This is a genomic window from Hymenobacter yonginensis, assembly GCF_027625995.1.
Lineage (GTDB): Bacteria > Bacteroidota > Bacteroidia > Cytophagales > Hymenobacteraceae > Hymenobacter > Hymenobacter yonginensis.
Map to the genome: position 1 here is coordinate 2,609,157 of NZ_CP115396.1, position 26,573 is coordinate 2,635,729.

The window sequence follows — 26,573 nt, forward strand, 5'->3', positions numbered from 1 at the left end:
CGGGCGCAACGGCTCTTGTAGTGGGGCACCTCATCTTTCACCCCCAACGCGCCCGCCATGAGCCAGATTCTACAGGAAGTTCTCGCTGCCAACAAGCAGTATCAGGCCGAATTCGGCGACAAAGGCGCGCTGGCCCTGCCACCGGCCCGCGCCTTTGCCATCCTCACCTGCATGGACCCCGCCTCGACCCGGCCAAGTACGCCGGCCTAGCCGAAGGCGACGCCCACGTCATCCGCAACGCCGGCGGCCGCGCCAGCGACGACACCATCCGCTCGCTGGTGATTTCCTACAAGCTACTCGGCACCAAAGAGTTTTTCGTCATCCATCACACCGACTGCGGCATGCTGCTCTTCACCGACGACATCATGCGCGACCTGCTGGCCAGCAGCCTCGAAACGGCCACCGTGGACGAAACCGGCTGGCACGACGTAGGCCAGGGCCCCGGCTCGGCGGAAGCCCGCAATATTGCGTTCCTGACGTTCAAAAACCTGGAGCAAAGCGTCGTCGACGACGTACAGCGCATCCGCCAGCACCCGCTCGTGCCTGCCACGATTCCGGTGTACGGCTACATCTACGACGTGAAAAGCGGCCAACTGCTGGAAGTGCCCGCCGCCACGCAAATCGGGCAGGCGAAGTAACCAGTCCTTCCGACCAGTCTTGCAAATGCCCCGGCCATCTGGCCGGGGCATTTTTATGCAACTTACTTGCTCGGTCATGGCTCTATCCTACCGGTGGCAGTAGCGCGAACTTTGTAGTTCGCGCCTCCGCGCCGTTTGGCAGCATTGCAACGCTGCTAGGGCGCGAACTGCAAAGGCTGCATAAAATTTGGCAGAACGGCAGGTACGGTAGCGGAGCCGCGGTTTTCTCTGTAGCTTATGGCCCTGCCAACTCCCCCCAACCGACCTCCCATGCTAGGACTCATGATGCAGGAGCCGCTGCGTATCGCCGGCCTCCTCGAACACGCCGAAAAGTGGCATTCTGACACCGAAATCGTGAGCCGGCTGGCCGAGGGCGGCCTGCACCGCTACACCTACGCCGGGCTGGGCCGCCGCAGCCGGCAGCTGGCCCACACCCTGGCCCGCCTGGGCATGCAGCGCGGCGACCGGGTGGGCACGCTGGCCTGGAACACGCACCGCCACCTGGAGCTGTACTATGGCGTGTCGGGCAGCGGGGCCGTGTGCCACACCATCAACCCGCGCCTGTTTTTCGAGCAGCTGGTGTATATCATCAACCACGCCGAAGACCGGCTGCTGTTCTTCGACCTTACCTTCCTGCCGCTGGTAGAAAAGCTAGCCCCCAGCTGCCCCAAAGTGGAAAGCTGGGTGCTGATGACCGACCGGGCCCACATGCCCGAAGCCACCAGCCTGCCCGACCTGCGCTGCTACGAAGACCTGCTGGCCACCGAAAACGACGAGTACGCGTGGCCCTACTTCGACGAGAATACGGCCTCCTCGCTGTGCTACACGTCCGGCACCACCGACCAGCCCAAGGGCGTGCTCTACTCGCACCGCTCCACGCTGCTGCACAGCTACGCCGCCTCCCTGCCCGACTGCTTCAACTGCTCGGCCCGCGACACGGTGCTGCCGGTGGTGCCCATGTTCCACGTCAACGCCTGGGGCATTCCGTACGCGGCGCCGCTCAACGGCTGCAAGCTAGTGCTGCCCGGCCCCGGCCTCGACGCGGCCAGCCTCTACGAGCTCTACGAGACGGAAGGCGTGACCTTCACGGCCGGCGTGCCCACCATCTGGTTCGGGCTGCTGACGTTTATGCGCGAGAAAAAGCTGCAGTTCAGTACCCTGCGGCGCATGATTGTAGGTGGCGCGTCCTGCCCGCCGGCCTTGCTCAAAGCCTTTGACGAAGAGCTGGGCGTGGAAATCCGGCACGCCTGGGGCATGTCCGAAACCTCGCCGCTGGGCACGGTCTGCACCCTCAAAACCCAGCAGCTTAGCCTCAGCTCCGACGAGCAGTTTGCTATACAGACCAAGCAGGGCCGCGCCATTTTCGGGGTGGATATGAAGATTGTGGACGATGCCGGCCAGCCCCTCCCCCACGACGGCGTGGCGTTCGGCGACCTGCTGGTGCGCGGCCCGTTCATCGTGGCCGAATACTTCCGCGCCGCCCACCCCGGCGAGCTGACCGCCAGCGGCTGGTTCCGCACCGGCGACGTAGCCACCATCGACCCCAACGGCTTCATGCAGATCACCGACCGCAGCAAAGACGTCATCAAGTCGGGCGGCGAGTGGATTTCGAGCATCGAACTGGAAAACCTGGCCATCGGGCACCCGCACATTGCCGAGGCGGCCGTCATCGGCGTGCCCCACCCCAAGTGGAGCGAGCGGCCCCTGCTGGTGGTAGTGCGCAAGCCTGAGGCCACCATCACGGCCGAAGAGCTGCTGGCTTTCTACGACGGCAAAGTGGCCCGCTGGTGGATTCCTGAAGCCGTGGAATTCGTGACCGAGCTGCCCCACACCGCCACCGGCAAGCTCCTAAAAACGCAGCTCCGAAAGAATTTCGCGGGGTATACTTTCCGAATCGCGGATTCTGCAGATTAATCGGATTGGTCGGATTTTGGTGACGATTTCAGGTGTCTTCGTTTTAAACCTGCTTATGTTACTAGACAGCCGCTATAACGGCATTACTGAGAAGGTAATTGGGGCGGCTATGGCCGTGCATCGGGGGCTTGGACCAGGATTTCAGGAGGTTATCTATCAGCGGGCACTGGCCTTCGAGTTGCGGGAGTTGAGCGTTGGTTTTGTATGGGAAATTGAGATACCCATCTTCTACAAAAAGCAGGAAATTGGTTCGCGCCGGGTTGATTTTTTGGTAGAGGACATGGTGCTGGTAGAGTTGAAAGCGTTGGCAGAAATCACCACCACGCATCACGCCCAAATCATCAACTACCTCAACGCCTATCAACTCGAAATTGGCCTCCTTATAAACTTTGGCGAACCCAGCCTACGATTCAAACGCTTCATCAAAGGCCGCTCCAACCCCAATTTTTAGATATAAACAAGAGAAAAATCAGTCAGAACAGAGTCGGCCACCCGAACGAAATCGTTCAAGAACAGAATCGTCACCGAAATCCGACCAATCCGACTAATCCACAAAATCCGCGATTCACACCTTGATGATGACGCCCTTCTTATACATCAGCCACAGCACGCCCAGCCAGATCAGCACGCACACCAGCGCACCGGCCAACGAGGCGTTGACGGGGCTGAAGTAGGGCGTGAAAAACGTGTTGTAGAGCCAGGCGCGCAGCGTCACGTCGCCGACTTTGAGCAGGTTGAGGGTTTTGGAGACGATGGCCGAGAGGAAGAACACGGTAATGGCATTCACGCCGTAAGCCAGGGCCGGCTTGGTCCACCAGCCGCGGTAGTTTTGCACGTCCGTCAGCCAGTAGAGTGCCGCCAGGGCCATCATGGCTAGGCCACCGGTGTAGAGCACGTAGGAGCTAGTCCAGAGGCTTTTGTTGATGGGAAACCAGCCGTTCCAGACGAGGCCCAGCAGCACGGCCGCGCCGCCCGCCACAAACAGCCACGCCACGCGGGTGGCCGGCTCCACTTCCTTGCGCCGCAGCCACTGCGCCGTCAGCATACCCAGCAAACCGGTGCCGATGGCGGGCAGCGTACCGAGCAGGCCTTCGGGGTCCCAGGTGCGGCTGCTTTTCCAGAGGTGATTTTCGGTGAACACCACGCGGTCCAGCCAGGCGCCGAGGTTGGTGCCAGCCTCCAGGTTGGCGGGGCCGTAGCCGGGCACCGGCACCACCTGCAGCAGCACGTTGTAGAGCACCAGCACGAAAGCCAGCAGCCCGAACTGCTGCCGCCGCGTGGTTTTCAGAAACAGCACCCCGCACACCAAAAACACCCACGAAATGCGCGCCAGCACGCCTGGAATCCGCACCGTCTCAAACTCAAACTTCGGGTACAAGGCCCCCAACAGCCCCAGCCCGAACAGAATAGCCGACCGTTTCAGGATGCGCACCATTGTGCGGCCATGGGTTTCGGGCTGCTGCCGCGCGCCGTCAAGCGCGTACACGATGCTGACGCCCACGATGAACAGGAAAAACGGGAAAATCAGGTCGGTGGGCGTGCAGCCGTGCCAGTGCGCGTGCTCCAGCGGCGCGTAGATGTGGCCCCAGTCACCGGGGTTGTTCACCAGAATCATGGCCGCCACGGTGAGGCCGCGGAATACGTCGAGCGAAATCAGGCGGGCCGGCTGGGAAGCCTCGGCCAGCGGCACAGTGCCGGTGGTTTCTACGGCAGCCTGGGTGGTGGTTTGCATGGCGGGATGGGCGGCGAAAGTCAGAGAAACGAGAATACCCAAAGCTAGGAAATGCGGCCACGCCACGAACATTTTTTCGGGCTTTTGGCTGGCGCGAAACGCAAACGGCTGGCCTCCGCCTAAAGCAGAAGCCAGCCGTTTTATCGTACTCGCCTCGGTCGGCTTAAATAGCCGGGTCAGCAGGCGTGTTGGTGTTGTTTTCGCGCTCGGTGCGCGGATACGGGAAGAAGTTGCGGTTGCGCTCAGCCCCGGTAGTGCCCGGACCGGGGCGGCCGAAGCGGCGGCTGTCATCCAGCCGGAAGCCTTGGAAGGCCAGCTCCACCTGCCGGTTGCGGTAAATATCGAGCAGGATGGCATCCTGGGTGAGGGCGCCGCTGTACGCCGCCAGCCCGGCGCCGGGAGGAGCCGTGGGGAAGCTGGTGCTGCCTACAGTGAGCGTAGTGGCCGCCGCCGTGCTGGTGCGCACCCGGTTCAGCTCGGTTACGGCGTTGGATAGGTCGTTTTTGCGGGCGTAGGCCTCGGCCCGGATCAGCAGCATCTCGCTGGGTACGTACACCGGCACCGGCGCGGCGCTGGCCATATAGAAGCCCGTTCCGCGGTTTTGGGTGGCCGTAGGGTTGGCGCGCGTATAAAACGGAATGCGCCGGTCATTGGCTTCAGGCGCCAGCGCGCCGGTCAAACCCAGGTTCACGTCGGTGGGCTCGAACACGTTGCGGTTGCCAAAGGCCACCTCCGACACGGCATTGCGGGCCAACTCGTCAAACGTGAAGTACGAGCGGCTAACCTGGTCGACGCGGGCGGCGGCCGCCAGGGCCTTGTCGTAGTCGCCGGCCTGCAGGCTGTAGCGCGCAATCAGGGCCTGCAGGGTGTTCGGGAGGTTGATGCCGCCGATAATCTTGCTGTTGAAATCGGCGGAAACCGGGTTAGCGGCCAGCTGGGTGGCGGCCGTTTCCAGCTGCGCCACCGCCGACTGCAAGGCCTGCACCCGCGGCACAAACGGCGCGTTGGTGGCCGTGGTGATGGGCAGCTGCTCGAAATACTGCGCCACCGTGCCGATGGCCAGCGCCCGGAAGATGCTGGCGTAGGCCACAATGCCGCTGCGTGTGCCGGGGTCGGCGGCGTTACCGGCGTTGGCCAGCACCAGGTCGGCGTTGGCGCGCACCAGCTGGCTCTGGGTCCAGACGTTGCGCACCACGCCGTTGAGGTTGGTGACGTTGCCGGCCCCGAGGCTCACGTTGAATTCCTCGATGTTGCCCACGTTAATCACCGTCAGCTCGCGGGTGCTCAGGCCCCCGGCCGCCACGGTGTTGTAGAGCGGGCTCAAGGCCCCGCCCGTGGTAAAGCGCGCCTGCAAGCCGTTGCAGACGGTAATCAGGCCGTCGGAGTTGGTGACCACCTGCTCCTGGCTGGCGGTGCTGGGGTTCAGGTATTCTTTGTCGCAGCTGCTGACCGTCAGCACGGTCAGGGCCGCTAGCGAAACCAGTATCTTTTTCATGACGTGAATCGAAGTGAGGGAGAAAAAAGACCACCGGGCCTAGAACGTGCCGGCCAGCCGCAGCTGGTAGGTGCGCGGAATCGGCACGTTGCCGAAGTCGATGGCCCGCAGCAGATCCGACGAGCCGCCGGCGCTGGTTTCAGGGTCGAAGCCCTTGTAGTCGTCCCAGGAATAGAGGTTGCGGCCTACCACCGACACGCTCAGGTTGCTGATGAACTTGCTGACGGTGGGCAGCGTGTAAGTCAGGGCCGTTTCGCGCAGCTTCACGTAGGAACCGTCATCCACCCGAAACTCCTGGGTGTTGTAGACGCTGAAGATGTAGCCCCGGGGCAGCTCGCCGCGCAGCTCCTTCTCGGCCAGGTCGCCGAGGCCCACGCCCTGCCGGGTGCGGTAGTCGGCATTGAACACGTCCACGCCCTGCACGGCATCGAGCAGCACGCGCAAGCCCAGCCGCTTATAGGTGAAGTTGGTGCTGAACGAGCCGGTCCAGTCGGGGTTGGGGTCGCCGATGATGACGTTGGCAATGCTGGTGCCCTGCGCGTAGCTGGGCTGGCCGTCGGAGTTGCGGGCCGGCGTGAAGCCCACCGCGCCGGTGCTCTGGCCGGTGGTGCGCTCGTCTTGCGGGAAGCCCTGGGGCGTGAGTAGCAGCGAGCCGTCGGCGTTGCGGGCGTAGGCCGAGCCGTAGAACACGCCCGCGGGCTGCCCATTCAGCAGGTACACCGGCGCCCCCGTCACGTTGTCGATGGCAATGGCCGACGAGCCCACCAGGTCCACAATTTTGTTGCGGTTGCGGCTGTAGATGGCTGTAAAGTCCCAGCTGAAATCGGTGGTTTTCACCGGCGACACGCTCAGCTGTACTTCCACGCCCTTGTTATTGAGCCGGGCCACGTTCTCCACGATAGACGAGCCCCCGCGCGAGGGCGCAATCGTGCGGTCCACTACTAGGTCGGTAGTTTTCTGGTTGTACACCGTCACGCCCAGGCCCAGCCGATCGTTCAGGAAGCCCAGGTCGGCACCCACTTCCAGCTCGGCCACGCGCTCGGGCCGCACCCGCGGGTTGGCCAGGCGGGCGTTGGGCAGAAACGTGGCCCGGCCCTGAAACGCCACCGGCGTAAACTGATAGAACCGGTCGTAGCTGTCGATGCCGTTTAGGTTGCCGGCTTCGCCGTAGCTGGCGCGCAGCTTCAGCGAGTTAAAGGCTGTGGCGTAGCCGGCATTCTTCCAGAAGCTCAGATCCGACAGCACCAGCGAGCCGCTCACTTTGGGGTAGTACTGGTTGGTTTCGGAAGGTGAGAACTTCGACGACCGGTCGCGCCGGATGGCGGCCGTCAGGAAGGCCAGGTTACGGAACCCAACCGTGGCCTGCCCGAAAATCCCGCTCAGATCAAACTGGTCCAGCCCGTAGGCGGAGGCCACCGTGGTGCTGCCCGAGCCGCTGACCGTGGAGATGAACGGCGTCTGGTTCTGGCCCTGAGTGCGCACCAGCTCGCCGCGCAGGTACTGGTAGCTGTAGCCGGCCAGCACCGTCAGCTTGAGGTTTTCGGTGAACTGCCGCTCGTAACCCAGATTCACGTCGGAGTTCAGCTGCAGCACGTTGTTGTTGGCATTGGCCGCAAAGCCCAGCGGATAGCGGGCCAGCGGCAGGCCGGCCGTGGCCTGGTACGGGTAGGGCCGGATGTAGTTCTGCCCCGCCTGCGAGTAGGTGTCCACGCCCAGAATGTAGTCGAGCGAGAAGCCCGCAAACGGCGTCAGGTTCACCTGCAGGTCGCTGATGGTGCGGTTGATGCGCTGCGTGAACTTCATGTCCTCGATGGTGGACAGCGGGTTGACGCGAGTGGGCTCCACGGCCTGCAGATTGCCGTTGACGTCGCGCTGGTTGATGTCGTAGATGTTGTTGGTAATGTTGATGGAGTTGATGGGGCTGTAGAACACGTTGCCGTTGGCTTTCTCGTTGGAGAAGCTGTTGTTGTAGGCAATGCCCGCCGAGGCCCGCGCCCAGCTGGCGAAGCGCTGCTCCACCCGGGCCCGCAGGTTGTAGCGCGTGAAGTCGGTACCATCAATAATGCCCTGGTTTTTCAGGTAGCCCGCCGACACCAGGTACTGCGTCCGCTCGGCCCCGCCCGCCACCGACACGCCGTTGTCGGTGCCGTAGCCGGTCCGGAAGATGTCGTTGAAGTAGTCGTAGCGCGGCACATCCACGAGGTTGGTGGCCAACTGCGTGGTGGCGCCAGCCCGCGTGATGCCGGTGGTGGTGGTGCCGGGGTTGGCGGCCAGCTGCTGGGGCGTGGGCGCCCCGATAGTGTAGAGCCGCAGCCCCGCAAACCCAAACTGCTTGCCGTAGGTATTCACCGGCACCGACTTACGTAGCTCGTTGACGTTGAAGCTGGTGTACACCGACACCCGCGCCGCGCCCGCCACGCCGCGCTTGGTGGTGATGAGCACCACGCCATTGGAAGCCCTGGAGCCATACTGCGCCGCCGCCGCCGCCCCGTTTATCACGTTGATGCTGGCAATGTCGTTGGGGTTGAGGTCGGCCAGGCGGTTCTGCCCGGCATTGGCCGACCCAATGTCCGGCCCCGCCGCAAGCTGCGACACGTTGGTGCTGTTGTTGCTCACAATCACGCCGTCAATCACGTACAGCGGGTCGGAGGAGCCCCGCAGCGAGTGAATCCCGCGCAGCCGCACCGACATGGAGCCGGAAGGGTCGCCGGAGTTCTGCACGATCTGGGCGCCGGGCAGCTTGCCCTGCAAGGCGTTCAGCGCGCCGCCGGTGCCGCTCTGCACCAGGTCGCGGGCCGTTACGGTGCTGATGGCGTTGCCCAGCTCGCGCTTGTTTACGCTGATGGTGGAGCCAATCACCACCACGTCATCAAGGTTCTGGCTGGACTCGGCCAGCGACACATCGGTCGTGACGCTGGCGCTGCTGCCCACCGTGACGGTGCGGTTCTGGGTGCGGTAGCCGATGGTGGAAAACGTGAGCGTGTACGTGCCGGGCGCCAACTGCACGGGCAGCGTGTAGTTGCCATCGGTGTTGGTAGCGGTGCCAAGGGTGGTACCCCCAAGCAGCACGGTGGTACCAGGCAGGCCCTGCCCCCGCTCATCCGTGACGCGGCCCTGCAGGGTATATGGCTGCCGGGTACCATCCTGGGCAAGCGCCGGCACGGCGGCCAGCACGCTCAGCAGCGGACCACCCAGCGAGCGGGCCAGCCGGGCAAAAGAGTAGGAGTTTTGCATAGGTAAGAAGGAAAAAAGGGTGGGAAGTGAGGCGTAACACTCAGGAAATATATACTATTATTCCTGTAAATAATCACAACTAAAACACTGCTGCCTTTTGGCGGCGTATCCTTGCTTACAGGCCTGCAGCGCCTGGTTTCATGGGCTTCTCCATAAGCGCCAAACCCCGGCCTGCCCCGGCCTGAATCCGAATAATTCAGGGAAGGACAGGCCGGGGCTTGAGGTAGAAGCTGCTTGAGAAATAGTGGAACGTCATGCAGAGCGCCGCGCAGCCTCTCGCATGCTGACGTTGCCTGGTAATTCAGACGTCAGCACGCGAGAGGCTGCGCTGTGCGCTGCCTGACGGGCTGTCAATTTTTATGACTTCGCAGCCACCTAGAGCAGATCAGCCGCCCAAGAAATCGGCTAGAAATGCCACCGCACGAAGGCTTCGATACCTTCGTACTCGGGTAGGCCCAGCTGGTCGTAGAGGCGGGCGGTGGTGCGGTTGCGCTCCTCGGCGCGCTGCCAGAACTCGCGCTGGTCGGCGCCCGGAAACAGCGGCCGGTCTTTCTGGCTCTGGTGCTTGAAGATGGCGCGGCGCTTGCGCGTGAGCTCCTGCGGGCTCAGCGGCACGGCCATTTCAATCTGGGCCACGTCCCACTCCTGCCAGGCGCCGCGGTAGAGCCACACCCAGCAATCCTGCAGCCAGGGCGTGCCAGCCGCCTTCAGCCGGCGCACGGCCTCGAAGATGGCCGCCAAACACACGCGGTGCGTGCCGTGCGGGTCGCTCAGGTCGCCGGCGGCGTAGATCTGGTGGGGCTGCAGGCGGTTGAGCAAATCGATAGTGAGCTGGATGTCTTCTTCGCCGAGCGGCTTTTTGCGCACCCGGCCGGTTTCGTAGAACGGCAGGTCCTGGAAGTGGGCGCGGGTTTCGGGGTCGAGGCCGGCGTAGCGCAGGGCGCTTTTGGCCTCGCCGCGCCGGATCAGGCCCTTGATCTGCTGCACCTCGTCGGAATCGACCTGGCCGGGCTGCTTGTTTCTCAGGAAATCGGCCACGCGCTGGTAGAGCGTCTCGGCCGGCTGATCGTCGAAGCGGAAGGCCTCGTCGTAGTCGGCCACAAAATCAGCGAAGCGGATGGCCTCGTCATCGAATACGGCAATGTTGCCGGAAGTCTGGTACGCCACGTGCACCTCGTGGCCCTGATCGACCAGCCGCAGTAGCGTGCCGCCCATGGAAATTACGTCGTCGTCGGGGTGGGGCGAGAAGATGAGGGCGCGCTTGGGGAAGGGCGCGGCCCGCTCGGGGCGGTGAGTGTCGTCGGCGTTCGGCTTGCCGCCGGGCCAGCCCGTAATGGTGTGTTGCAGTTCGTTGAACACCCGAATATTGAGGCTGTACGCCTGCCCTTCAGCCGCGGCCAGCAGGTCGGAGAGGCCGTTTTCGTTGTAGTCTTCGTCGGTGAGCTTGAGGATGGGCTTTTCCACCAGCCGGGCCAGCCAGGTCACGGCCTTGCGCACCTGGGCGGCCTCGTGCCAGTTGCAGGGCTGGCCGGCCAGCCAAGGCGTTTTGCGGGAGCTGAGCTCGGCGGCGGCGGCCTCATCGAGCACGGCCTGTACGGCGGGATGGTGCTGCAGGTAGGTGGCCGGCACGGTATCGGTGGGCTCGCCTTCCACCATGCGCTTGATGACGGCGGCCTTGCCTTCGCCCCAGGCCAGCAGCACGATGTGGCGGGCTTCCAGAATGGTGCCCACACCCATGGTGATGGCGCGGCGCGGCACGTTTTCCTCGCCGTAGAAGTCGGAGGCGGCGTCGGTGCGGGTGATGTGGTCGAGGGTGATGAGGCGGGTGCGGGAGGCGGCGCCGGAGCCGGGCTCGTTGAAGCCGATGTGGCCGGTGCGCCCGATGCCCAGCAGCTGCCAGTCGATGCCGCCGGCCTCCCGGATCTGCTCTTCGTAGCGGCGGCAGAACTCGGCTACCTGGTCGGCGGGCACGGTGCCGTCGGGGATATGCACGTTTTCGGGCTTGATGTCGATGTGGTCGAACAGGTACTCGCGCATGAAGCGCACGTAGCTCTGCAGCGAGTCGGGAGCCATCGGGAAATACTCGTCGAGGTTGAAGCTGACGACATTCTGGAAGCTCAACCCTTCTTCACGGTGCAGCCGCACCAACTCCTCATATACCCGCGTCGGCGACGAGCCCGTGGCCAGGCCCAGCACGGCCGGGCGGCCCTCCTGGGCGCGCTGCCGGATGAAGGCAGCCAGCTCACGGGCCACCTGCACGGAGGCCTGCTCAGAATCGGGGAAGATGCGGACGGGCACGCGCGAGGCGGTGGGGTTGGTGGCAGACATGGCAGACAGATTAGATAGAGAGTGGACAGGAAGGCGCGGAAAAATGGAGCTTTGCCAGCAGCATTCAAAGTCAAATTTCTACTAAATAAAATACCATATATAGTTGTCTGCTATTACGCAGCTTTCTAGCTTTAATCCCGACTTTTTTTCCTGATTGACGGCTTTTCCGATTCAACTACTCCGGAACTACCCCAAAACTTCGCTCCAGACGCGGTTTTTCTATGGCTAACGCACCGTTTTGTTGTTTGCTGCCCGCGCGTCTGCCTCCATGCCGGCCGGAGCCAATCTGCTTGTAGCAGCCTGGTTCCGGCCGCTTCTTTTGCCGCATTCTCTCACTTATTCCCACAACTCATTCCTCTATGAACAGACTCTACCTGCTAGCGCCGGTACTGAGTGTGGCGGCGGCCCTTCCGGCCCACGCCCAGCAGAACCTGCGCACGGTCACGGGCATCGTGACGGACGCCAACAATACGCCCCTACCCGGCGTGACGGTGCTCGTGAAAGGCACCACCAACGGCGCCAGCACCGGCACCGACGGCCGCTACTCGCTGCAGGCGGCTCCCGGCAGCACCCTCAGCTTCAGCTTCATCGGCTACACCAGCCAGGAGCGCACCGTCGGCCCCGACGGCGCCGTGGATATCAGCCTGAAGGAGAATACCACGGCCCTGAACGACGTTATCGTGACGGCCTTTGGCATCAAGCAGGAACGCCGCCAGGTGAACTACGGCGCCCAGGAAGTTTCCAGCAAGGACATCATCGACTCGCGCCAGCCCAACATCGTGAATGCCCTGCAGGGCAAGGTGGCGGGCGTGCAGGTAACCAGCTCGGGTGGCGGGGCCGGCGAAGGCGCCTCCATCGTTATCCGGGGTGGCAACTCGCTGGACGGCGACAACCAGCCGCTGTTCGTGATTGACGGCATCATCATGGACAACACCTCGTTTGTGGAGTCGACGGCGCCGGGTGGTGGCTCGGCCTTCAACGGGCTGCTAGGCCGCTCGGTGTCGTCGCAGAACCGCGCCGCCGACATCAACCCCGAGGACGTGGAAACCATGACTGTGCTGAAGGGTGCCGCCGCGGCGGCGCTCTACGGCTCGCGCGCGGCCAGCGGCGCCGTTATCATCACCACCAAGAAAGGCAAGTCGGGCGTGGTGACCGTGGACTACCGCACGCAGGTATCGGTGGACGAGGTGAACCGCCTGCCCAAGCTGCAGGGCGTGTACAAGCAGGGCGCCAACGGCATCTTCGACCCAACTACGCGCATTTCGTGGGGGCCGCAGTTTGCGCCCGGCGAAAAAGTTTACGACAACCTGGGCGACTTCTACAAAACGGCTTACAACTTCCAGAACTACCTGACCGTGACGGGCGGCACCGACAAAGGCTCGTTCCTGCTTTCGGCCTCGCACCTCGACCAGACAGGTGTGGCCCGCAACTCGGAGTTCGACAAAAGCACGGTGCGCCTATCAGGCACGCTGCAGGTGTCGCCGAAGATCCGGGCGCAGGGCTCGGCGCAGTACCTCAACTCGGGCGGGCGCCGGCCGCTGCAGGGCCCGGGTCTGTTTGGCGGCTCGGGCGGCTATATGGTGAGCTTGCTGACCTGGCCCCGCAACGACGATGCCCGCAACTACCTCAACCCCGACGGCACCCGCCGCCGCCTGATTGGGGGCGTGGGCAGCTCCGATGCCGACAATCCCTACTTCACGGTGGAGCGCAACCCCATTACGGACCGCACCAACCGCGTCATCGGCAACGCGCAGCTGACGTATGACCCCTTCAAGTGGCTTACTATCAGCTACAATTTGGGCACCGATTACTACACCGAGCGAGTGCGTTCCATCCGGGCGGTGGGCACCTCGCAGCCCGGCAACCAAGACGGCGGTATTTCCGAAACTACCACCCAGAACCGGCTGCTCAACTCCAACCTGACGGCCATCTTCTCGCACTCGTTCAGCGAGAATATCGGGGCCACGCTGCTGCTGGGCAACACCATAGAGCAGGGCCAGCGCGAAACCACCGACATCATTGGGCTGGTGTTCCGCTCGCCCAACTTCAACTCCATCAATAACACCGTGAACCGCGGCGCCCTGACCACCAACTCGCTGCGGCGGCTGGTGGCCAATTTCGCCCGCATCAACCTGGATTTGTTCAAGCAGGTGACGGTGGAAGCAAGCGTGCGTCTCGACCAATCCTCGACGCTGCCGCGGCCTAACCTGAATAAAAACTACGGCAAGCCCTTCGTGTATGGCTCAGCTACGCTGGGCTACGAGTTTTCGCGCACGCTGGGCCTCGACAACAGCTCGATTCTCAACTATGGCAAGCTCCGGCTGGCCGTGGCAGAAGTGGGCAAAGACACCAGCCCCTACCGCGTAGATTCGCCACTGGCCCAGAGCACCTACATCGGGGGCGGCTTCCGGCAGGGCTTCTTCGGCTCGAATACACAGCTCCGGCCCGAGCGTACCCGCTCCTATGAGGCCGGCCTGGACTTCCAGTTTCTGAAAGGCCGCCTGGGCCTCGATGCCGGCGTGTACTACTCCGAAACCCGCGACCAGCTGATTGCGCCCCGCGTCAGCCAGGCTTCCGGCTATATTCTGCAGTACATCAACGGCGGCACCGTAACCAACAAGGGCGTGGAAATTGCCCTGAACGGCCGGCCTGTGCAGACGGCTTCAGGCTTCACCTGGGACGTGCTGGCCAACTTCTTCCACAATGAGAACCGCGCCAAAAAGCTTCCGAGCTTCCTGACGGAGGTAAACCAGTCGGACTCGTGGGTGATTGACGTGGCCCGGGGCAGCGCCTTCCCCAACCGGCCCATCACGTCCATCGGCGTGCAGGACTACGCCCGTGTAACCGACCCCAACTCGCCGTATTTCGGGCAGGTGATTATCAGCCCTACCACCGGCTATCCGTCGGTGGTGGCGGGCACGTTTGTGTATGCCGGCGACCGAGCCCCACAGTTCACCACGCAGCTGACCAACACACTGGCCTACAAAGGACTGTCGCTGACCTTTATGCTGGACTTCCGCAAAGGTGGCGACGTGGTGAACGGCAACGAGTGGACGGCCGTGCGCTCGGGCCTGAGCAACAAAACCCTGGACCGCAACAAAACTGCCGTTATCGAGGGCGTGGTACGCGCCGCCGACGGCTCGTACTCGCCAAACACGCGCCCCGTAGAGCTGACGCAAGGCTACTTCATCAACCAGGTGGGCGGCACCGGCTGGGCCTTCGTGGAAGACGGCTCCTGGACCCGCCTGCGCTACGCCACGGTGGCCTACCGCCTGCCGGCCACGCTGCTGGGCAAAAGCTTCGTGAAAGGCGTGGAGCTGAGCGTGACGGGCCGCAACCTTGTACTACTGACCAACTACTCCGGCGCTGACCCTGAAACGGCCGCAGCCGGCGCCGGCGTGCGTGGCGGCGGCTCGGGCGGCTTCGACTACGGCAGCACGCCTGCTACCCGCGGCGTCGACATGGCGTTACGCGTGAATTTTTAATTGAATGGCTGAATGGTTGCATTGCTAAATGGTTGGCCGTTCGACGAGCAGCCGTAAGGAGTAACCATTTAACAATTAAGCCATTAAACATAAAAAGCAAATGAAAAAATATCTTCTCCTTCTGGGTTTGCTGGTTGGTGGCGGGGCCCTGAGCTCGTGCGAGAGTTTCCTCGACGTGAACACCGACCCCAACAACCCCATCAGCTCAACGCCCAACTTCCTGCTGCCCGGCGGTATTTCCCAGGCCTTCCAGCAGCAGATGTTCACCTCGCTGGTGACGCCCTACATCACGCAGCAGATTGTGCGCCGGGCCCCGGCCTCCAGCACCGACCAGTATTACTTTGCCACCGGCAACGGCAACAACACCTTCAACTACTTCTACTTCTACGTTTCGGGCAACCTGCGCGCCACCATCAGTGCTGCTGAGGCGGAAGGCTCGCCGGCTTACGTAGGCGCGGCCAAAATCACGCAGGCCATGGCACTGGCCCACCTCACCGACATGATGGGCGACGTGCCGTTCACGGAAGCCTTCCAGGGCGGCGGCAACTTCTCGCCGAAGTACGATCCGCAGGAGCAGATTTACGCCACCATTTTCCGGCTGCTGGATGAGGGCGAGCAGGAAATGCTGAAGCCAGCTTCGGCCAACGTGCGCCCACTCTACGTGACCGTGCCCAGCCCCAGCGGCGACATCCTGTACCGCGGCGACCAGACCAAGTGGGTGAAGCTGGCCTACGCGCTGCGGGCCCGCCAGCTGCAGCACCTCACCAAAAAGAGCACCTACAGCGCCCAAGCTGTGCTGGCCGCCGTCGATAAGGCCTTCACGTCCTCGGCCGACGACGCGCAGCTGCAGATGGAAGTGCCCGTGCCCCCGATTACGGGCAGCACCAGCATCTTCGGCACGGCCCGCGGCAACTTCGCCGGCGCTACCTTCTCCGTGAACCTGCTGCGCTACCTCAACGGCAGCGCCGCCAACGCCACCTACCCCGGCGTGACGGACCCGCGCTTTGCCGTGATGGCCACGCCCGTAAGCGTGGGCACCAACCCCGGCGTGTCGGGTGGCACGCCCATTGCCCAGACTGGCGGAGCTTCAGACTTCTACTCCGGCTGGTATGCCCGCGACCTAGGCTACCACGAAATCATCACCTACCACGAGCTGAAGTTTATTGAGGCAGAAGCGGCCTTTCTGGCCGGCGACCGGGCCCGCGCGCTGCGTGCCTACCGGCAGGGCATCGAGGCCCACATCCGCAAGATTGGGGGCGGCGGCACATTCGCCTCGCAGGGCCTGACGGTTACGTTCCCCATCCTCACCCAGCAGCAGATTGACGGCTACCTCAACAGCGCCGCCGTGGCCCAGAATGAGGCGCAGCTGGATTTGAAGCGCATTATGGAGCAGAAATACATTGCCCTGTTCCTGAACCCGGAGGTGTGGTCGGATATGCGGCGCTATGATTTCCGCTCCGATATCTACGTGAATCTGGCTTTCCCGAACGGGGTGAACCCCATCTTCAACCCGGCTCCCACTGACCCCGCCCAGCGCAAGTTCCCGCGCCGCCTGCTGCCGGCTCTCACCGAAACCCAGTATAACCCGCAGAATGTGCAGGCCATCGGTGGCCTCGACCCGGACTACGCCACCCGACCCGTGTGGTGGGACCAGCGGTAGTGTTGCGCTGGTGTCTTTTCCCTCTTTCTGATGTGCTTTCTTTATGAACCTGTTTTCTGATATTCGGGCCTTGGTGCAGCGCCCCTGGCCCCTGCTGCTGGCCGTGGCCGGCCTGGCCACCACCGCCTGCGACGACGACTTTGAGCCGCCCTACTCGCTGACCGGCGACGGTGGTTTTTCCACGATTGGGGCCGCGCCAGCGGGCCTGCGCACCAAGTATGCCCCTGGCGAGGTGGTGAACCTGCTGGTTGGCTTTAATGCCGCCGACAAGGTGCGCGACTTTACCGTGTTTCAGGTGATTGGCCGGACCGACTCGGCCGTGGTCAGAACGCTGCCTCCTACCAACCCGGTTTTCGACTCGCGGGCGGGCATCACGGCCCAGCCGATTGCCTACACCGTACCGAACCTGCCTAACCAGACGGCCGTGCGGGTGGACGTGACGACGACCTTCGAGAATGGGGCCACCCGCCGCCAGCGCTTCACCTACAACGTGGCGGCCCGGCCGACCCTGCGCTTCGGCACCACAGCCTCGCCCACTACCATCACTACATTCCGCAACAACCTGGCAGCCACGGCACAGGCAGAAAACGACATCGTTGGGTACAATCTGGTGCTCAATGAAGGCGGTATCGGCACGATTCCGGCCACTCCTTCCACGGCTACGCTGTTCAAAAACGTGGATAGTCTGACCACGTATTACCGCATCGGTACGGGCCGGCGGATGCGGGCCAGCTCCATCCTCAATCCCAGCACCGGCGCGGCCAACGCCCGTACAGTGGATGTAACGGTACCCCGTAGCGCCCAGGGCCAGGCCGTGACGTTCGTGTTCAAAGCTTTTTCCGGCCCCGACTCGGCCGTGGTGACGTCGGCTCCGCTCAACGTGGTGGCACCCACGGCCCTGAGCCGGGTGCGCACCGGCCGCGTCACGGCAGGCCCCAGCGCGCCGCAGGATTCGGTAGCCTACGACCTCCGCCTGGGCGCCAACGTGCTTGCCAGCGCGCCGGCCGCGACTAAGGATTTATTTGCCAGCGGCGTTTTCACTACCACCGTTAGCCTCTCTTCGGCCAACAACACCGTCTATTACCGAATTCCGGTAGCCACGGCCGCCACCGGCTACTACAACACGGCTTCGGCCAATACCGTAGGCACGCTGCTCTACCAGAATGCGGCTTCGCTGACCGGCACTACGGCCCTGCCCGGGGCCGTAGCCGCCGGCGACCTGTTCGCTGTGCGCGTACGCGGGGCCGAGCCCATGCTTCTGCGCATAGTGGGCGTGAAGCCCAGCACGGCAGGTTCCACGGCCCGCGTGGTGTTTGAGTACCGCGCGCTCTAGCCCTGGCTCGTTGCCTCTCTCTGAACAGCCCGCTGGTACTTCCGGCGGGCTGTTTGCGTTATCAATGACGCCGGTTCTGAGCGTATTGGACGCTGGCGTGGCCGTCAACCGCAGCAGGCAGGCAGCCCAAGTCTGCCCGAATCCGTAATTTTGTGTATGCCTCTTACCGCCCGCATTAACGAAACTCTGGCCCGCCACGCGCTGCGCGCTACTCCCATCCGGCGGCAGGTGCTGCAGGTGCTGCTGAACCACCCCTACGCCCTCTCCAGCAACGACATCGAGCAGGCACTGGGCGAGGCGGGCATCGACCGGATTACGCTCTACCGCACCCTGCGCACCTTCGAGCAGCAGGGCGTCATTCACCGCGTAATTGATGCTACCGACATCATCCGCTACGCGGCCTGCGCCACTGGCTGCACCGAGCACGCGCACTACGACAACCACGTGCACTTCAAGTGCACCGCCTGCCAGCACACGTACTGTCTCAACCAGGTTTCCATCCCGCCGGTGGTGCTGCCGGGCCGGTTTCAGGCAGAGCGCAGCGACTACCTCATGTCGGGCTTGTGCAGCCAGTGCCGGCCGGCCGCCTAGCGTGCATTACTCTTCCATGCTGATTCCCTGGCTTTCCTCGCGGCGCGTCCCGGTACTATTCTGGTGGCCGATGACGCTGCTCATACTTCTGACTGCAGCCAGCGTAGCCCAGGCCCAGGCGCCGCTTACGGGCCGGTGGAGCTTGCGCCAGATTGCCTTCGAGGCCCCCGCCACCCTGCCGGACTCATTGCAGGAAAAGCTCTTTCACAGCCCGGCCGCCGAAACCAACATCGGCATCACCAACGGTGAGCTGACGCTAGTAGTGGAATTCCGCCCCGACAGTACCTATACCCTACACCACCACCCGCGGCGGCCGCCTGGTGCTCACCGAGCAGGGCACTTACTCCGTGCGCCGCAACCAGCTCTACACCCGCAGCGCCCAAAACACCGACGAGCCGCTGTTCAATGGGCAGCTGCTGCTGGAACTCACGCGCCGCAAGCTGCTGCTCCAAACACCCATCTGGCAGCCCGAGCTACAGATTTTCGAGCAGTTGGAATACGAGCGTCTCCCGGCGGTGAAGAAGTAAATGCTGATACCCACATGCCATGCATGTGGCAAGAAGACTTTAACGAATTTCGCTTAGAACCGCTTATACCGATCCTCCGTGATATAATAATACCCATTTGGCCGACCGTCACGATGCTCAAACGTCAAACGTTGATCTGTCAGTTCTATAATTTTCAGCTCCCGAAATAACCCATCATTAATTTTTATAATCAGGTTTTGTCGAGTGTACGCAAACGCAGAATCGTATACAGCTCGCGTACCGATGTATTGTCTGTAGCGCGCAGTACTGTCATTAAAGATCATATCATACGTAGAGCCTGGCTGGGGCGACGCTGCTACCTCGTCAGATTGCAACTCGTTACGTGGATTGTAGTAACGAAAGCGCTGCTCAAACAGGCGCCACTGCCCCGCCAACTGTCCATTAGTAACTGCGACCGGGACAACCGGCTCTGGCGTGCTTTTCTTGCAGGCTCCAGTAAACAGTACCAGCAATAGTAACAAACAGCCAAGGACAGAATGCGTAGGTAAATGATCAATCAACATAAAGTAAAAGGAAGAAGGCAATCAACAAAAGTACTTATCTGAGCCTATAGATGCTGATAAGCTGCGTGCTGTACTAGTGACAGGAAAGGACGGCTACCTACTGGACCGCGATTCGACTGGTGAATGCGGGTTGTTCCTTAGAAACTAGTTGGACTTGGTACATTCCCGCTGGAAGTTGCCCAACAGATAAGAGCACCTGGCCCTGTTGCCGCTCCAGTGCGGTTACGGGCCGTTGCGCAATGAGGCGCCCCACCATATCGCGCAGGTGGATAGTGCCGCTTGGCACTGGTGCCGACGGCAGCAGCACAGTCATTTGCTGATGCGCCGGATTAGGATATATCATTAGCACTCTGTCACCGATGGAAGCGGATGTGGCTAACGGAGTTGCTAAGCGCAGTTTCAGGGTCCAGTAGTTGGCAATGCCGAAGTTGAAATTTGACTTGTCGCCATTGCGGCCAGACGTGGAATAGCCACTGATTGCTACATGGCCATCCTTGATGAGGGCCATTGCCTGTAGTTCGTCAATATCATCGGCGCCATAGCGCTGGTTCCACTGCAGGGTGCCTTGCGCATCAATTGCGACCAGCCAGTAGTCTTCCCGTCCCCACGAAGACTGCGTTTTGTCACCAGATGCGCCCGAAACTGACGTGCCGCCTAACAGGAAGGCATTGGAGCCCAAGGGTAGCAAGGCCGTCAGCTTATCGTCAGCACTGCCACCAAAGCGCCGGTCCCATTGCTTGGCTCCCAGCGAGTCAATCTTCACCACCCAGTAGTCGCGGCCACCACGACTGGGCTGGCTGTGCTCTCCTCCTACACCGGAGGTGGAGGTTCCGCCCAGCAGGAATCCTCCATCAGCCGTGGGCACCAGACTGCTGAGCTGATCGATACCCGGTCCGCCGTAGGTACGGTCCCATTCCGGGCGCCCAAAGGCATCAACTTTCAGCAGCCAGTAGTCATCGTTGCCCCGGCTGGGCTGGGTTTTCTCTCCACTTACCGGCGACTTAGAGTAGCCCGCCAACAGGAATCCCGCATCCCGGGTGCGATATACGGCTTTGAGCATATCGTCGTCAGAGCCCCCATAGGAACGATTCCATTCGTACACGCCCTCATTGGTTAGTTTCGTTATATTGTATTCATATTCAGCACGCAACACGTAAGAACCAGCCAGTAGATGACTGCCCTCCTGCGTATCTATCATAGCGCACAGCCCTTGCGCGCCACTACCAAGAATAGTGGCATCCCACAGCAAGTTGCCTACTGAATCTATTTTCACGACCCAAAAAGCAGAACCATCCGTTTGCGGGTTGGCAGCGGTTTTATCACCGCTATTATTGGAATAAGACTCGCCGCCGAGCAAATACCCCCCATCTACCGTAGGGTGCAGACTCTGCAGTAGTTCTATGTTGTCTCCGCCATAGCGCCGGTCCCACTGTTTTGTACCGGCTGCATCAAGCTTTACCAGCCAGTAATCACTTCTACCCCGGCTCGGCTGGGTTTTGTTACCGGTCGCTCCAGAGTATGCCGTCCCACCAATCAGGCAGCCCCCATCCCGAGTGGCCACCATTGCTGATGGTGTATCGTTTTGATTTCCACCCGAAATTCGGTCCCAAATTTTAGTAGGAGTGTTTTGCGCCTGGGTCGTCAGACTCATCAAAAGGCATCCTGTAAGTGCCATCAAATATGCACTACCTAACGTCCATCGATTTAGGGAACGTGCTATCTGCTTGATGCATTTGCGCAAGCCATTGGCTTTCTCGAAAAAATTATTGCATTTCATCTAGTATATAGAATTAAGCTTACTAGTAGAGCATCAATATAAATTCAGCACTTGATTTCCAGCTTTTTCGCTGGCGGTTTTCTACAGACTACCGGCCGCCAAATATCCGGCTGAAGAAGCCGCGCTTTTTCTTGGGCTTGACTTTGGTTTTCACCTTCGTGACGGTGCCGGCGGAAGCGGCGGGGCGCGTGGCCGTTGGGCGCGGCGTGGGCACCACTACGGGCGGGGCCGCCGGCACTGGCGCGGTGGCTACCGGAGCGGGTGGCGCGGGCGTTTCGGCGGGGGCCTGGGCCAAAATGATTTCGCCGGGGCGGCCGGTGCTGCGCACGCTCACGGGGCGGCTTTCGTTGTGCAGCCTATCCACGGCCGTGAGGTAGTAGGCATAGGCGTGGCCGATGCGGGCCGCGGTGTCGGTGTAGGCCAGCAGGCCGCCGGTACGGGGGCGCACCACGGTCAGGATGCGGCGCGGGTCGTTGGGGGTGGGCGTTTCGCCGTCCTCGAAGCGGTAGATGACGTAGTACGCCGCCAGGTCGCCGTCGGCGGCGGGCGGGGCGGGCTGCCAGGTGAGGATGTTGGCGGGCAGCGCGGCCGTGAGGGTCAGGCCCTGGGCCGGGCGGGGCGGCACAGCATCCAGCCAGGGCATGGTGGGCACCAGCGCTGGATAATGGAACAGGTTTTGTCGCAGCGAGTCGGTAGTATGCAGCGCGTTGGCAAGCAACGACTTCGCGCTGAAGAACACGCTGCCGCCCACTTCGGCCGGGAACGTGCGGTTGAAGCGAATCTGGCGGGGCAGCTCGCGCGGGTTACGCCAGGTGGTGTCGGCCTTGGTGTTTTCCAGCATGCGGTAGGCGCCGTGCCCGATGTAGAGGTGGCGGCCGTTGGCGTTGCGCGCCCACCACTCCACCAGCACCGGATACTGCGCCACCTTGAAATTGGAGCTCCAGTAGAGCTGCGGCAGCAGGTAGTCAACCCAGCCCTGGCGCACCCACTCCAGCGCGTCGGCATAGAGGCCATCGTAGCCCTGGAAGGCTTTAGTGGCCGAGCCGTTGGGGTCGGTGGCTTGGTTGCGCCACACGCCGAAGGGCGAGATGCCGAACTTCACCCAGCGCTTGGTGCCCTGGATGGAGGCGTGCAGGTCGCGGATGAGCAGGTTCACATTCTGGCGGCGCCAGTCGGCCAGCTTCAGGTTGTCGGGGTTGAAGCGGGCGAAGGCGTCCTCGTCGTGGATGGTCTGGTTGGCTTCGGGATATGGGTAGAAGTAATCGTCGAAGTGCACGCCGTCGATGTCGTAGCGGCTGACCACGTCCAGAATCACGCGGTTGATGTACTGGCGCACTTCCGGCAGGCCGGGGTTGTAGAGCAGCTTGCCCGAAAAGCGGATAAACCACTCCGGATGCTGGCGGTATGGGTGATTGGCGGCCAGCCGGTGCGTCACGGTGTCCATGGTGGCCCGGTAGGGGTTGAACCAGGCGTGGAACTCCATGCCGCGGGCGTGGGCTTCCTCAATCAGGAAGGGCAGCGGGTCGTAGGCGGGGTTGGGCGCTTTGCCCTGAGTGCCGGTCAGCCACTTGCTCCAGGGCTCAAGGCTGCTTTGGTAGAAGGCATCCGACGCGGGCCGCACCTGCACAAACACGGCATTGATGCCGTTGCGCTGCTGGGCATCGAGCATGCGGATGTACTCGCGGCGCTGCTGCTCCGGCGAGAGGGTGCGGGCGCTGGGCCAGTCGATGTTTTCCACCGTGGCAATCCAGACGCCGCGCAGCTCGCGCTTGGGCGGCGTATCGGCGGCGGTGGCGGGGCGGCAGGAGGCGGCCAGCAGGCCGGAAGTCAAAAGCAGAAAAAGAGCGAGGCGGCCAGCGGCAAACAGTCGGAACATCAGCACGAAAACAGGGAATCAGCCTGCAAATTACGCACATAAGCGGCCGGATTGGTATGCGGCAGAAAGGATTGCCATGCCGGCATAGGTCAGCCCGCGCCGCCGGTTCCGGTCCGGCAATTGGCAACCCGCCCCTACAGCGCTTCCAGCGGCACGTCCAGCAAGTCGAACTCCGCCCAGCGGTGGTGGTCGAAGTGCCACCACTCGCCCGGATAATTGACGAAGCCGTGCGCGCTCATGGCGGCCAGCAGCCAGGCCCGGTGGCGGCGGGCCGGCGCGGAAACGGGCTCGTAGGCGGTGTGGGCGGCGGGCGTCAGGTCGTCGAAATCGGTGGGCATGGGCAGCGGGCGGCCGGTGGCCAGGTCCACGAGGCCCACGTCAAGGCTGGCGCCGCGGTTGTGGCGGGAGCCGCGCCAGGGCGGGGCGGCGTACTGCTCGTCCTGCACTTTTTCCCAGAGGCGCACCGTGGCGCGGTAGGGCCGGTAGGCGTCGTACACGAGCAGGCCGGCGCCGTGTTGGGCCAGGGCAGCCTGCACTCGCATCAGATCCAGGGCGGCGGGCCGGGCCAGCAGCGCGGCGGCGTGGGCGTAGAGCGGCGCGCCCAGCAGGTTGTGGGGCGTAGCGTAGCGGATATCTAAGCGCAGGCCCGGCACCACCTCCGCCAGGTTCACCAGGGCGTGGTCGGGGTGGCGCTGCACCAGCTGGCGGTACTCGGCGGCGCTGAGCACGCGCGGGCCGGCGGGAGTCGGCTCAGTCATGGGGCGTCGTCGGTGGGAGTGGCGCGGTAGTCGAGGCGGAAGCGGCCAAGGTCGGGGGCGTGGCGGCGGGGACGCTGCTGCTCGTAGCGCAGCACGGCCTGGCCCAGGTCGCGCAGAAACGGAAAGCCGATGGTATCGTAGTCGTACTTGTCGTCGTTGAGGATGCCGTCGGAGTTGGTGTAGATGACGGCCGAAAGCAGGAACTCCACGTTGCGCTCCAGGTCCACGACGTAGGCGTTGTCAATCAGGAAGCCATACGCCTGCCCGATTTTATTGAACACCCGCACGCCCGGCGGCAGCGGCGCGATACCGCCGCCGCCCAGCAGAAACTTGGCGTAGGTGTCGGGGAAATGGGCCACGTCGTAGCGCGGGGCCTGGCTTTCGCGGGGCAGCATGGAGAGGTAGCGGTGCAGGAAGCGGTAGTCGGCCTCGGCCAGCGCAAACCGCTGGCTGGCCGGCACGGCCTCCGGAAACAGCAGCGCCCGCAGCACCTGCTGTTGCTCTGCCAGCGGGAAATAGTTTTTGCTGCCCAGATCCAGCGGCTCGGGCACCAGCACTGTGTTTTCCTGCCCGTCCACGGCGCGCCCGCCCTGCATGTAGCCGCGCCCGATCCGGAAATCGGTGGCGGGCAGCGGCGGCAGCGGCTGGGCGTTGTAGGCAGCGGGCTGCACGTAGAGCGGCCGGCTCAGGGTGGTATCGGCGTAGAAAGCCAGCGGGTTGGTGTGGCGCGAGCCCGGCTCCTGGTCGCCGACGGAAAGCCGATGAATCAGGCGCGTTTCGGGCAGGCCGCGGCGGCGCAGCTGCTCGTTCAGCTCCTGCTGCCCCACAAACTCATAGAGCCGGTTAAAGGCGTCATTATCACTCACCAGCAGCACCTTGCGGATATACTGTCCGATGCTGGCGCGCCCGCTCCGGGCGGTGGTGTCGCGCAGTACGGCGGTCTGGCCGGCAAACGCGGTGTCGATGCGTAGCGGCGAGGCGGCGCCCAGCTCCGGCACCTGGGCGCGCAGGGTGCGCATCTTCTGCAGCGCCAGCGCGGCGGCCGGCAGCTTCACGGTGCTGGCCGGGTAGAAATACTGAGTGGCCGGCGCCCCGTAGCGGAAAGTGCGGAAGTGCGGCCGCCCGCGCCCGTCGCGGTTGATCTGGGTGTATAAGATCTGTACGCGGTAAGCGGCCGGGTCGCGCAGGATGCGGCCGAAACGGGCCGTATCGGCCTGCAGCAGCTCCGTAAGCGGGTTGCGGCCGCGCTGGGCTGTAGCCGGCCCGGCCGGCACCAGCAGCGCGGCGGCGGCAGTCAGCGAAAAAACAAAAGCCCTCATGCGGCGAAAGATAAAGTCTTCCGCCACATGAGGGCCGCTTGTCACTGCCGCGAAACAGACTTTCGCGGTTCGGGCCTTATTCAGCCCACTGGTCGTTTTTCTTTTTCGGGGCGCCTTCGTCGTTGGCGTCCGAGGTGCCTTCGGCGCCGTTGGTCTGGCTGGCGTTGCCGTAGTCGCCGCGGATGCCGCTGCCATCGCCCATGTTCTGCTGGGTGCTGGTGGCTTCGGGGTTGCCGCTGGCCTGGGCGTCGGCGTCGTGCTGGGCAGGAATTTTACCGCCGGTGCTCAGCTGGCGGCCTTCCTGCTCGGAAGCTGCGTTGGGTGTGGTTTGGGCGTTCTGGTCGGAATTTGGAGTTTGGTCGGCGCTCATGGGAAGGGAAGTAAGAAGATGAAGCAGCGTCGCGGCTTGATGGCCGCGCTGCCTGTCTATACGCGCAGGCTGGCGCTGGCGTTGGCAGGCGGGCGTGATAGTCCGGAGGCTTTTTGCCAACTTGGAAGCCGATTATTCTTTCTGGCTGCTTTTACCCCGACATGTCCTCTCCTTCTGATTCCGAATTTATCCAGCAAAAAACCGACGCTGATCTGCTGTACTTGGCCCGCAACCCGGAGCTGTATCATACTGACCTGGTAAACACGGCCCGCCGGGAGCTGCGCCGCCGCGGCATCAGCCCCGACCCAACCACGGAGTCACAACCGATGGGCAGCCACCTGCCGGTGTATGCCGATGACGAGCCGGCGCCGGCCCTGTGGCAGCGCCCGGCCCTGTGGATAGGCGTGCTGGTGGCCCTGCTGCTTGGCGGGCTGATCTATTGGCAAAACCAGCAGGCCGCCCGCCGCCAGGCCGCCGAGCAGGCCCGCAAAGAAGCCGGCCCGCCCGTGCTGGAAACCGTGCAGACCCGCGTAATTCCGGCCTTCGACTCGCTCACGCGCACCCAGATTGCGCAGGAGCTGCGCCAGCTGCCCGCCGTCGAGCGCACCCGCGACACGGTGGCTACGCGCAAGTACCGGCGGCTGGCAGAGCGCTACTGGAAAGCCGAAAACCAGAGCACCTACCTGCTCCGGCCGCTGCGCACCACTCAGCCCGACGCCACCCTGCCCGGCCAGGCCAGCACCGTGCTGGAAGAATGGCACCGCCTCAACAAAGCCCTGGCCTACGACCACAAGCTCACGCCCGTACTTTCCGAACGGGTGGAGCTGATGCGTCGCGCCGCCTACCTGCGCATGGATCTACTGCAGAACCTGAGTGGCCGCTACGGCAATGGCCTGCCCATCTACACGCCCCAGCTCGTCAGGCTGCAGGATTCGGCCACCGTGATGCGGGAGGCCCTGCTCAGCCGCGACAAATGGACCGCCCGTCTGCGGCGCGGTACGCTGTAAATCAA

20 protein-coding genes are annotated in these 26,573 nt (G+C 63.0%); 10 read left to right on the top strand and 10 right to left on the bottom strand.

Annotated features, from left to right (window positions below):
• Window positions 1-57: 57 nt before the first annotated feature.
• The 4 genes from O9Z63_RS11350 to O9Z63_RS11365 all read left to right on the top strand — a co-directional run bounded on the left by O9Z63_RS11350 (window position 58) and on the right by O9Z63_RS11365 (window position 3,003).
• Window positions 58-210 carry a hypothetical protein gene (locus O9Z63_RS11350; protein ID WP_270129296.1) on the top strand — a complete coding sequence of 51 codons (153 nt, stop codon included), beginning with the start codon at window positions 58-60 and terminating at the stop codon, window positions 208-210.
• 20 nt (window positions 211-230) lie between these two features.
• On the top strand, window positions 231-638 hold the full coding sequence (locus O9Z63_RS11355; RefSeq protein ID WP_270129265.1) for a beta-class carbonic anhydrase: 408 nt from the start codon (window positions 231-233) through the stop codon (window positions 636-638).
• Between the two features lie 270 nt (window positions 639-908).
• Complete coding sequence (locus O9Z63_RS11360) at window positions 909-2,552, top strand: 3-(methylthio)propionyl-CoA ligase (RefSeq protein WP_270125331.1); 1,644 nt, start codon at window positions 909-911, stop codon at window positions 2,550-2,552.
• 55 nt (window positions 2,553-2,607) lie between these two features.
• Complete coding sequence (locus O9Z63_RS11365) at window positions 2,608-3,003, top strand: GxxExxY protein (protein ID WP_270129266.1); 396 nt, start codon at window positions 2,608-2,610, stop codon at window positions 3,001-3,003.
• 114 nt (window positions 3,004-3,117) lie between these two features.
• Here the strand turns inward: O9Z63_RS11365 and O9Z63_RS11370 are convergent, their stop codons facing one another.
• From O9Z63_RS11370 to nagB, 4 genes are all read right to left on the bottom strand, one after another.
• A complete protein-coding gene (locus O9Z63_RS11370; protein WP_270125333.1) occupies window positions 3,118-4,284 on the bottom strand; it encodes an acyltransferase family protein in 1,167 nt (388 codons plus the stop codon).
• A gap of 163 nt (window positions 4,285-4,447) precedes the next feature.
• Window positions 4,448-5,779: a RagB/SusD family nutrient uptake outer membrane protein gene (locus O9Z63_RS11375; protein ID WP_270125335.1), complete on the bottom strand. Its 1,332-nt coding sequence runs from the start codon at window positions 5,777-5,779 to the stop codon at window positions 4,448-4,450.
• A gap of 39 nt (window positions 5,780-5,818) precedes the next feature.
• Window positions 5,819-9,013 (bottom strand): SusC/RagA family TonB-linked outer membrane protein, encoded by a 3,195-nt coding sequence (locus O9Z63_RS11380; protein WP_270125336.1) that lies wholly within the window; start codon window positions 9,011-9,013, stop codon window positions 5,819-5,821.
• A gap of 405 nt (window positions 9,014-9,418) precedes the next feature.
• Window positions 9,419-11,341 (bottom strand): glucosamine-6-phosphate deaminase, encoded by a 1,923-nt coding sequence (gene nagB / locus O9Z63_RS11385; RefSeq protein WP_270125338.1) that lies wholly within the window; start codon window positions 11,339-11,341, stop codon window positions 9,419-9,421.
• A gap of 359 nt (window positions 11,342-11,700) precedes the next feature.
• Between nagB and O9Z63_RS11390 the strand changes: the two genes are divergently transcribed.
• From O9Z63_RS11390 to O9Z63_RS11410, 5 genes are all read left to right on the top strand, one after another.
• Window positions 11,701-14,826: a SusC/RagA family TonB-linked outer membrane protein gene (locus tag O9Z63_RS11390; protein ID WP_270125340.1), complete on the top strand. Its 3,126-nt coding sequence runs from the start codon at window positions 11,701-11,703 to the stop codon at window positions 14,824-14,826.
• Window positions 14,827-14,926: 100 nt separating this feature from the next.
• Window positions 14,927-16,486, top strand: coding sequence for a SusD/RagB family nutrient-binding outer membrane lipoprotein (locus O9Z63_RS11395; protein ID WP_270125341.1), 1,560 nt, complete (start codon window positions 14,927-14,929; stop codon window positions 16,484-16,486).
• A gap of 43 nt (window positions 16,487-16,529) precedes the next feature.
• On the top strand, window positions 16,530-17,819 hold the full coding sequence (locus O9Z63_RS11400; RefSeq protein ID WP_270125343.1) for a hypothetical protein: 1,290 nt from the start codon (window positions 16,530-16,532) through the stop codon (window positions 17,817-17,819).
• 156 nt (window positions 17,820-17,975) lie between these two features.
• The gene (locus O9Z63_RS11405; RefSeq protein WP_270125344.1) at window positions 17,976-18,410 is read left to right on the top strand and encodes a Fur family transcriptional regulator; all 435 of its coding nucleotides are present in this window, start codon (window positions 17,976-17,978) and stop codon (window positions 18,408-18,410) included.
• A 320-nt stretch (window positions 18,411-18,730) separates the two neighbouring features.
• Window positions 18,731-18,937 carry a hypothetical protein gene (locus tag O9Z63_RS11410; RefSeq protein ID WP_270125345.1) on the top strand — a complete coding sequence of 69 codons (207 nt, stop codon included), beginning with the start codon at window positions 18,731-18,733 and terminating at the stop codon, window positions 18,935-18,937.
• A 53-nt stretch (window positions 18,938-18,990) separates the two neighbouring features.
• On the opposite strand, the gene O9Z63_RS11415 is transcribed toward O9Z63_RS11410, so the two are convergent.
• The 6 genes from O9Z63_RS11415 to O9Z63_RS11440 all read right to left on the bottom strand — a co-directional run bounded on the left by O9Z63_RS11415 (window position 18,991) and on the right by O9Z63_RS11440 (window position 25,561).
• Complete coding sequence (locus O9Z63_RS11415; protein WP_270125347.1) at window positions 18,991-19,461, bottom strand: hypothetical protein; 471 nt, start codon at window positions 19,459-19,461, stop codon at window positions 18,991-18,993.
• Between the two features lie 97 nt (window positions 19,462-19,558).
• A complete protein-coding gene (locus tag O9Z63_RS11420; protein WP_270125348.1) occupies window positions 19,559-21,238 on the bottom strand; it encodes a T9SS type A sorting domain-containing protein in 1,680 nt (559 codons plus the stop codon).
• An 88-nt stretch (window positions 21,239-21,326) separates the two neighbouring features.
• Complete coding sequence (locus O9Z63_RS11425) at window positions 21,327-23,114, bottom strand: glycoside hydrolase family 10 protein (RefSeq protein ID WP_270125350.1); 1,788 nt, start codon at window positions 23,112-23,114, stop codon at window positions 21,327-21,329.
• 134 nt (window positions 23,115-23,248) lie between these two features.
• Entirely contained in the window at window positions 23,249-23,872 is a 624-nt protein-coding gene (locus O9Z63_RS11430) for a M15 family metallopeptidase (RefSeq protein WP_270125351.1), read from the bottom strand.
• Window positions 23,869-25,191, bottom strand: a complete 1,323-nt coding sequence (locus O9Z63_RS11435; RefSeq protein WP_270125352.1) for a serine hydrolase — start codon at window positions 25,189-25,191, stop codon at window positions 23,869-23,871. Before O9Z63_RS11435 ends, O9Z63_RS11430 begins: the two co-directional genes overlap by 4 nt.
• A gap of 76 nt (window positions 25,192-25,267) precedes the next feature.
• Window positions 25,268-25,561: a hypothetical protein gene (locus tag O9Z63_RS11440; RefSeq protein ID WP_270125353.1), complete on the bottom strand. Its 294-nt coding sequence runs from the start codon at window positions 25,559-25,561 to the stop codon at window positions 25,268-25,270.
• Window positions 25,562-25,722: 161 nt separating this feature from the next.
• Between O9Z63_RS11440 and O9Z63_RS11445 the strand changes: the two genes are divergently transcribed.
• Window positions 25,723-26,568 carry a hypothetical protein gene (locus O9Z63_RS11445; RefSeq protein WP_270125354.1) on the top strand — a complete coding sequence of 282 codons (846 nt, stop codon included), beginning with the start codon at window positions 25,723-25,725 and terminating at the stop codon, window positions 26,566-26,568.
• Window positions 26,569-26,573 lie beyond the last annotated feature (5 nt).

Excerpts from the sequence above, each read along its gene's own strand:
- O9Z63_RS11430 (WP_270125351.1), bottom strand. The coding sequence starts at position 23,872 with ATGACTGAGCCGACTCCCGCCGGCCCGCGCGTGCTCAGCGCCGCCGAG.
- O9Z63_RS11350 (WP_270129296.1), top strand. The coding sequence starts at position 58 with ATGAGCCAGATTCTACAGGAAGTTCTCGCTGCCAACAAGCAGTATCAG.
- O9Z63_RS11425 (WP_270125350.1), bottom strand. The coding sequence starts at position 23,114 with ATGTTCCGACTGTTTGCCGCTGGCCGCCTCGCTCTTTTTCTGCTTTTG.
- O9Z63_RS11365 (WP_270129266.1), top strand. The coding sequence starts at position 2,608 with ATGTTACTAGACAGCCGCTATAACGGCATTACTGAGAAGGTAATTGGG.
- O9Z63_RS11445 (WP_270125354.1), top strand. The coding sequence starts at position 25,723 with ATGTCCTCTCCTTCTGATTCCGAATTTATCCAGCAAAAAACCGACGCT.
- O9Z63_RS11395 (WP_270125341.1), top strand. The coding sequence starts at position 14,927 with ATGAAAAAATATCTTCTCCTTCTGGGTTTGCTGGTTGGTGGCGGGGCC.
- O9Z63_RS11400 (WP_270125343.1), top strand. The coding sequence starts at position 16,530 with ATGAACCTGTTTTCTGATATTCGGGCCTTGGTGCAGCGCCCCTGGCCC.
- O9Z63_RS11415 (WP_270125347.1), bottom strand. The coding sequence starts at position 19,461 with ATGTTGATTGATCATTTACCTACGCATTCTGTCCTTGGCTGTTTGTTA.
- O9Z63_RS11405 (WP_270125344.1), top strand. The coding sequence starts at position 17,976 with ATGCCTCTTACCGCCCGCATTAACGAAACTCTGGCCCGCCACGCGCTG.
- nagB (WP_270125338.1), bottom strand. The coding sequence starts at position 11,341 with ATGTCTGCCACCAACCCCACCGCCTCGCGCGTGCCCGTCCGCATCTTC.
- O9Z63_RS11360 (WP_270125331.1), top strand. The coding sequence starts at position 909 with ATGCTAGGACTCATGATGCAGGAGCCGCTGCGTATCGCCGGCCTCCTC.
- O9Z63_RS11370 (WP_270125333.1), bottom strand. The coding sequence starts at position 4,284 with ATGCAAACCACCACCCAGGCTGCCGTAGAAACCACCGGCACTGTGCCG.
- O9Z63_RS11390 (WP_270125340.1), top strand. The coding sequence starts at position 11,701 with ATGAACAGACTCTACCTGCTAGCGCCGGTACTGAGTGTGGCGGCGGCC.
- O9Z63_RS11440 (WP_270125353.1), bottom strand. The coding sequence starts at position 25,561 with ATGAGCGCCGACCAAACTCCAAATTCCGACCAGAACGCCCAAACCACA.
- O9Z63_RS11435 (WP_270125352.1), bottom strand. The coding sequence starts at position 25,191 with ATGAGGGCTTTTGTTTTTTCGCTGACTGCCGCCGCCGCGCTGCTGGTG.
- O9Z63_RS11420 (WP_270125348.1), bottom strand. The coding sequence starts at position 21,238 with ATGAAATGCAATAATTTTTTCGAGAAAGCCAATGGCTTGCGCAAATGC.
- O9Z63_RS11380 (WP_270125336.1), bottom strand. The coding sequence starts at position 9,013 with ATGCAAAACTCCTACTCTTTTGCCCGGCTGGCCCGCTCGCTGGGTGGT.
- O9Z63_RS11375 (WP_270125335.1), bottom strand. The coding sequence starts at position 5,779 with ATGAAAAAGATACTGGTTTCGCTAGCGGCCCTGACCGTGCTGACGGTC.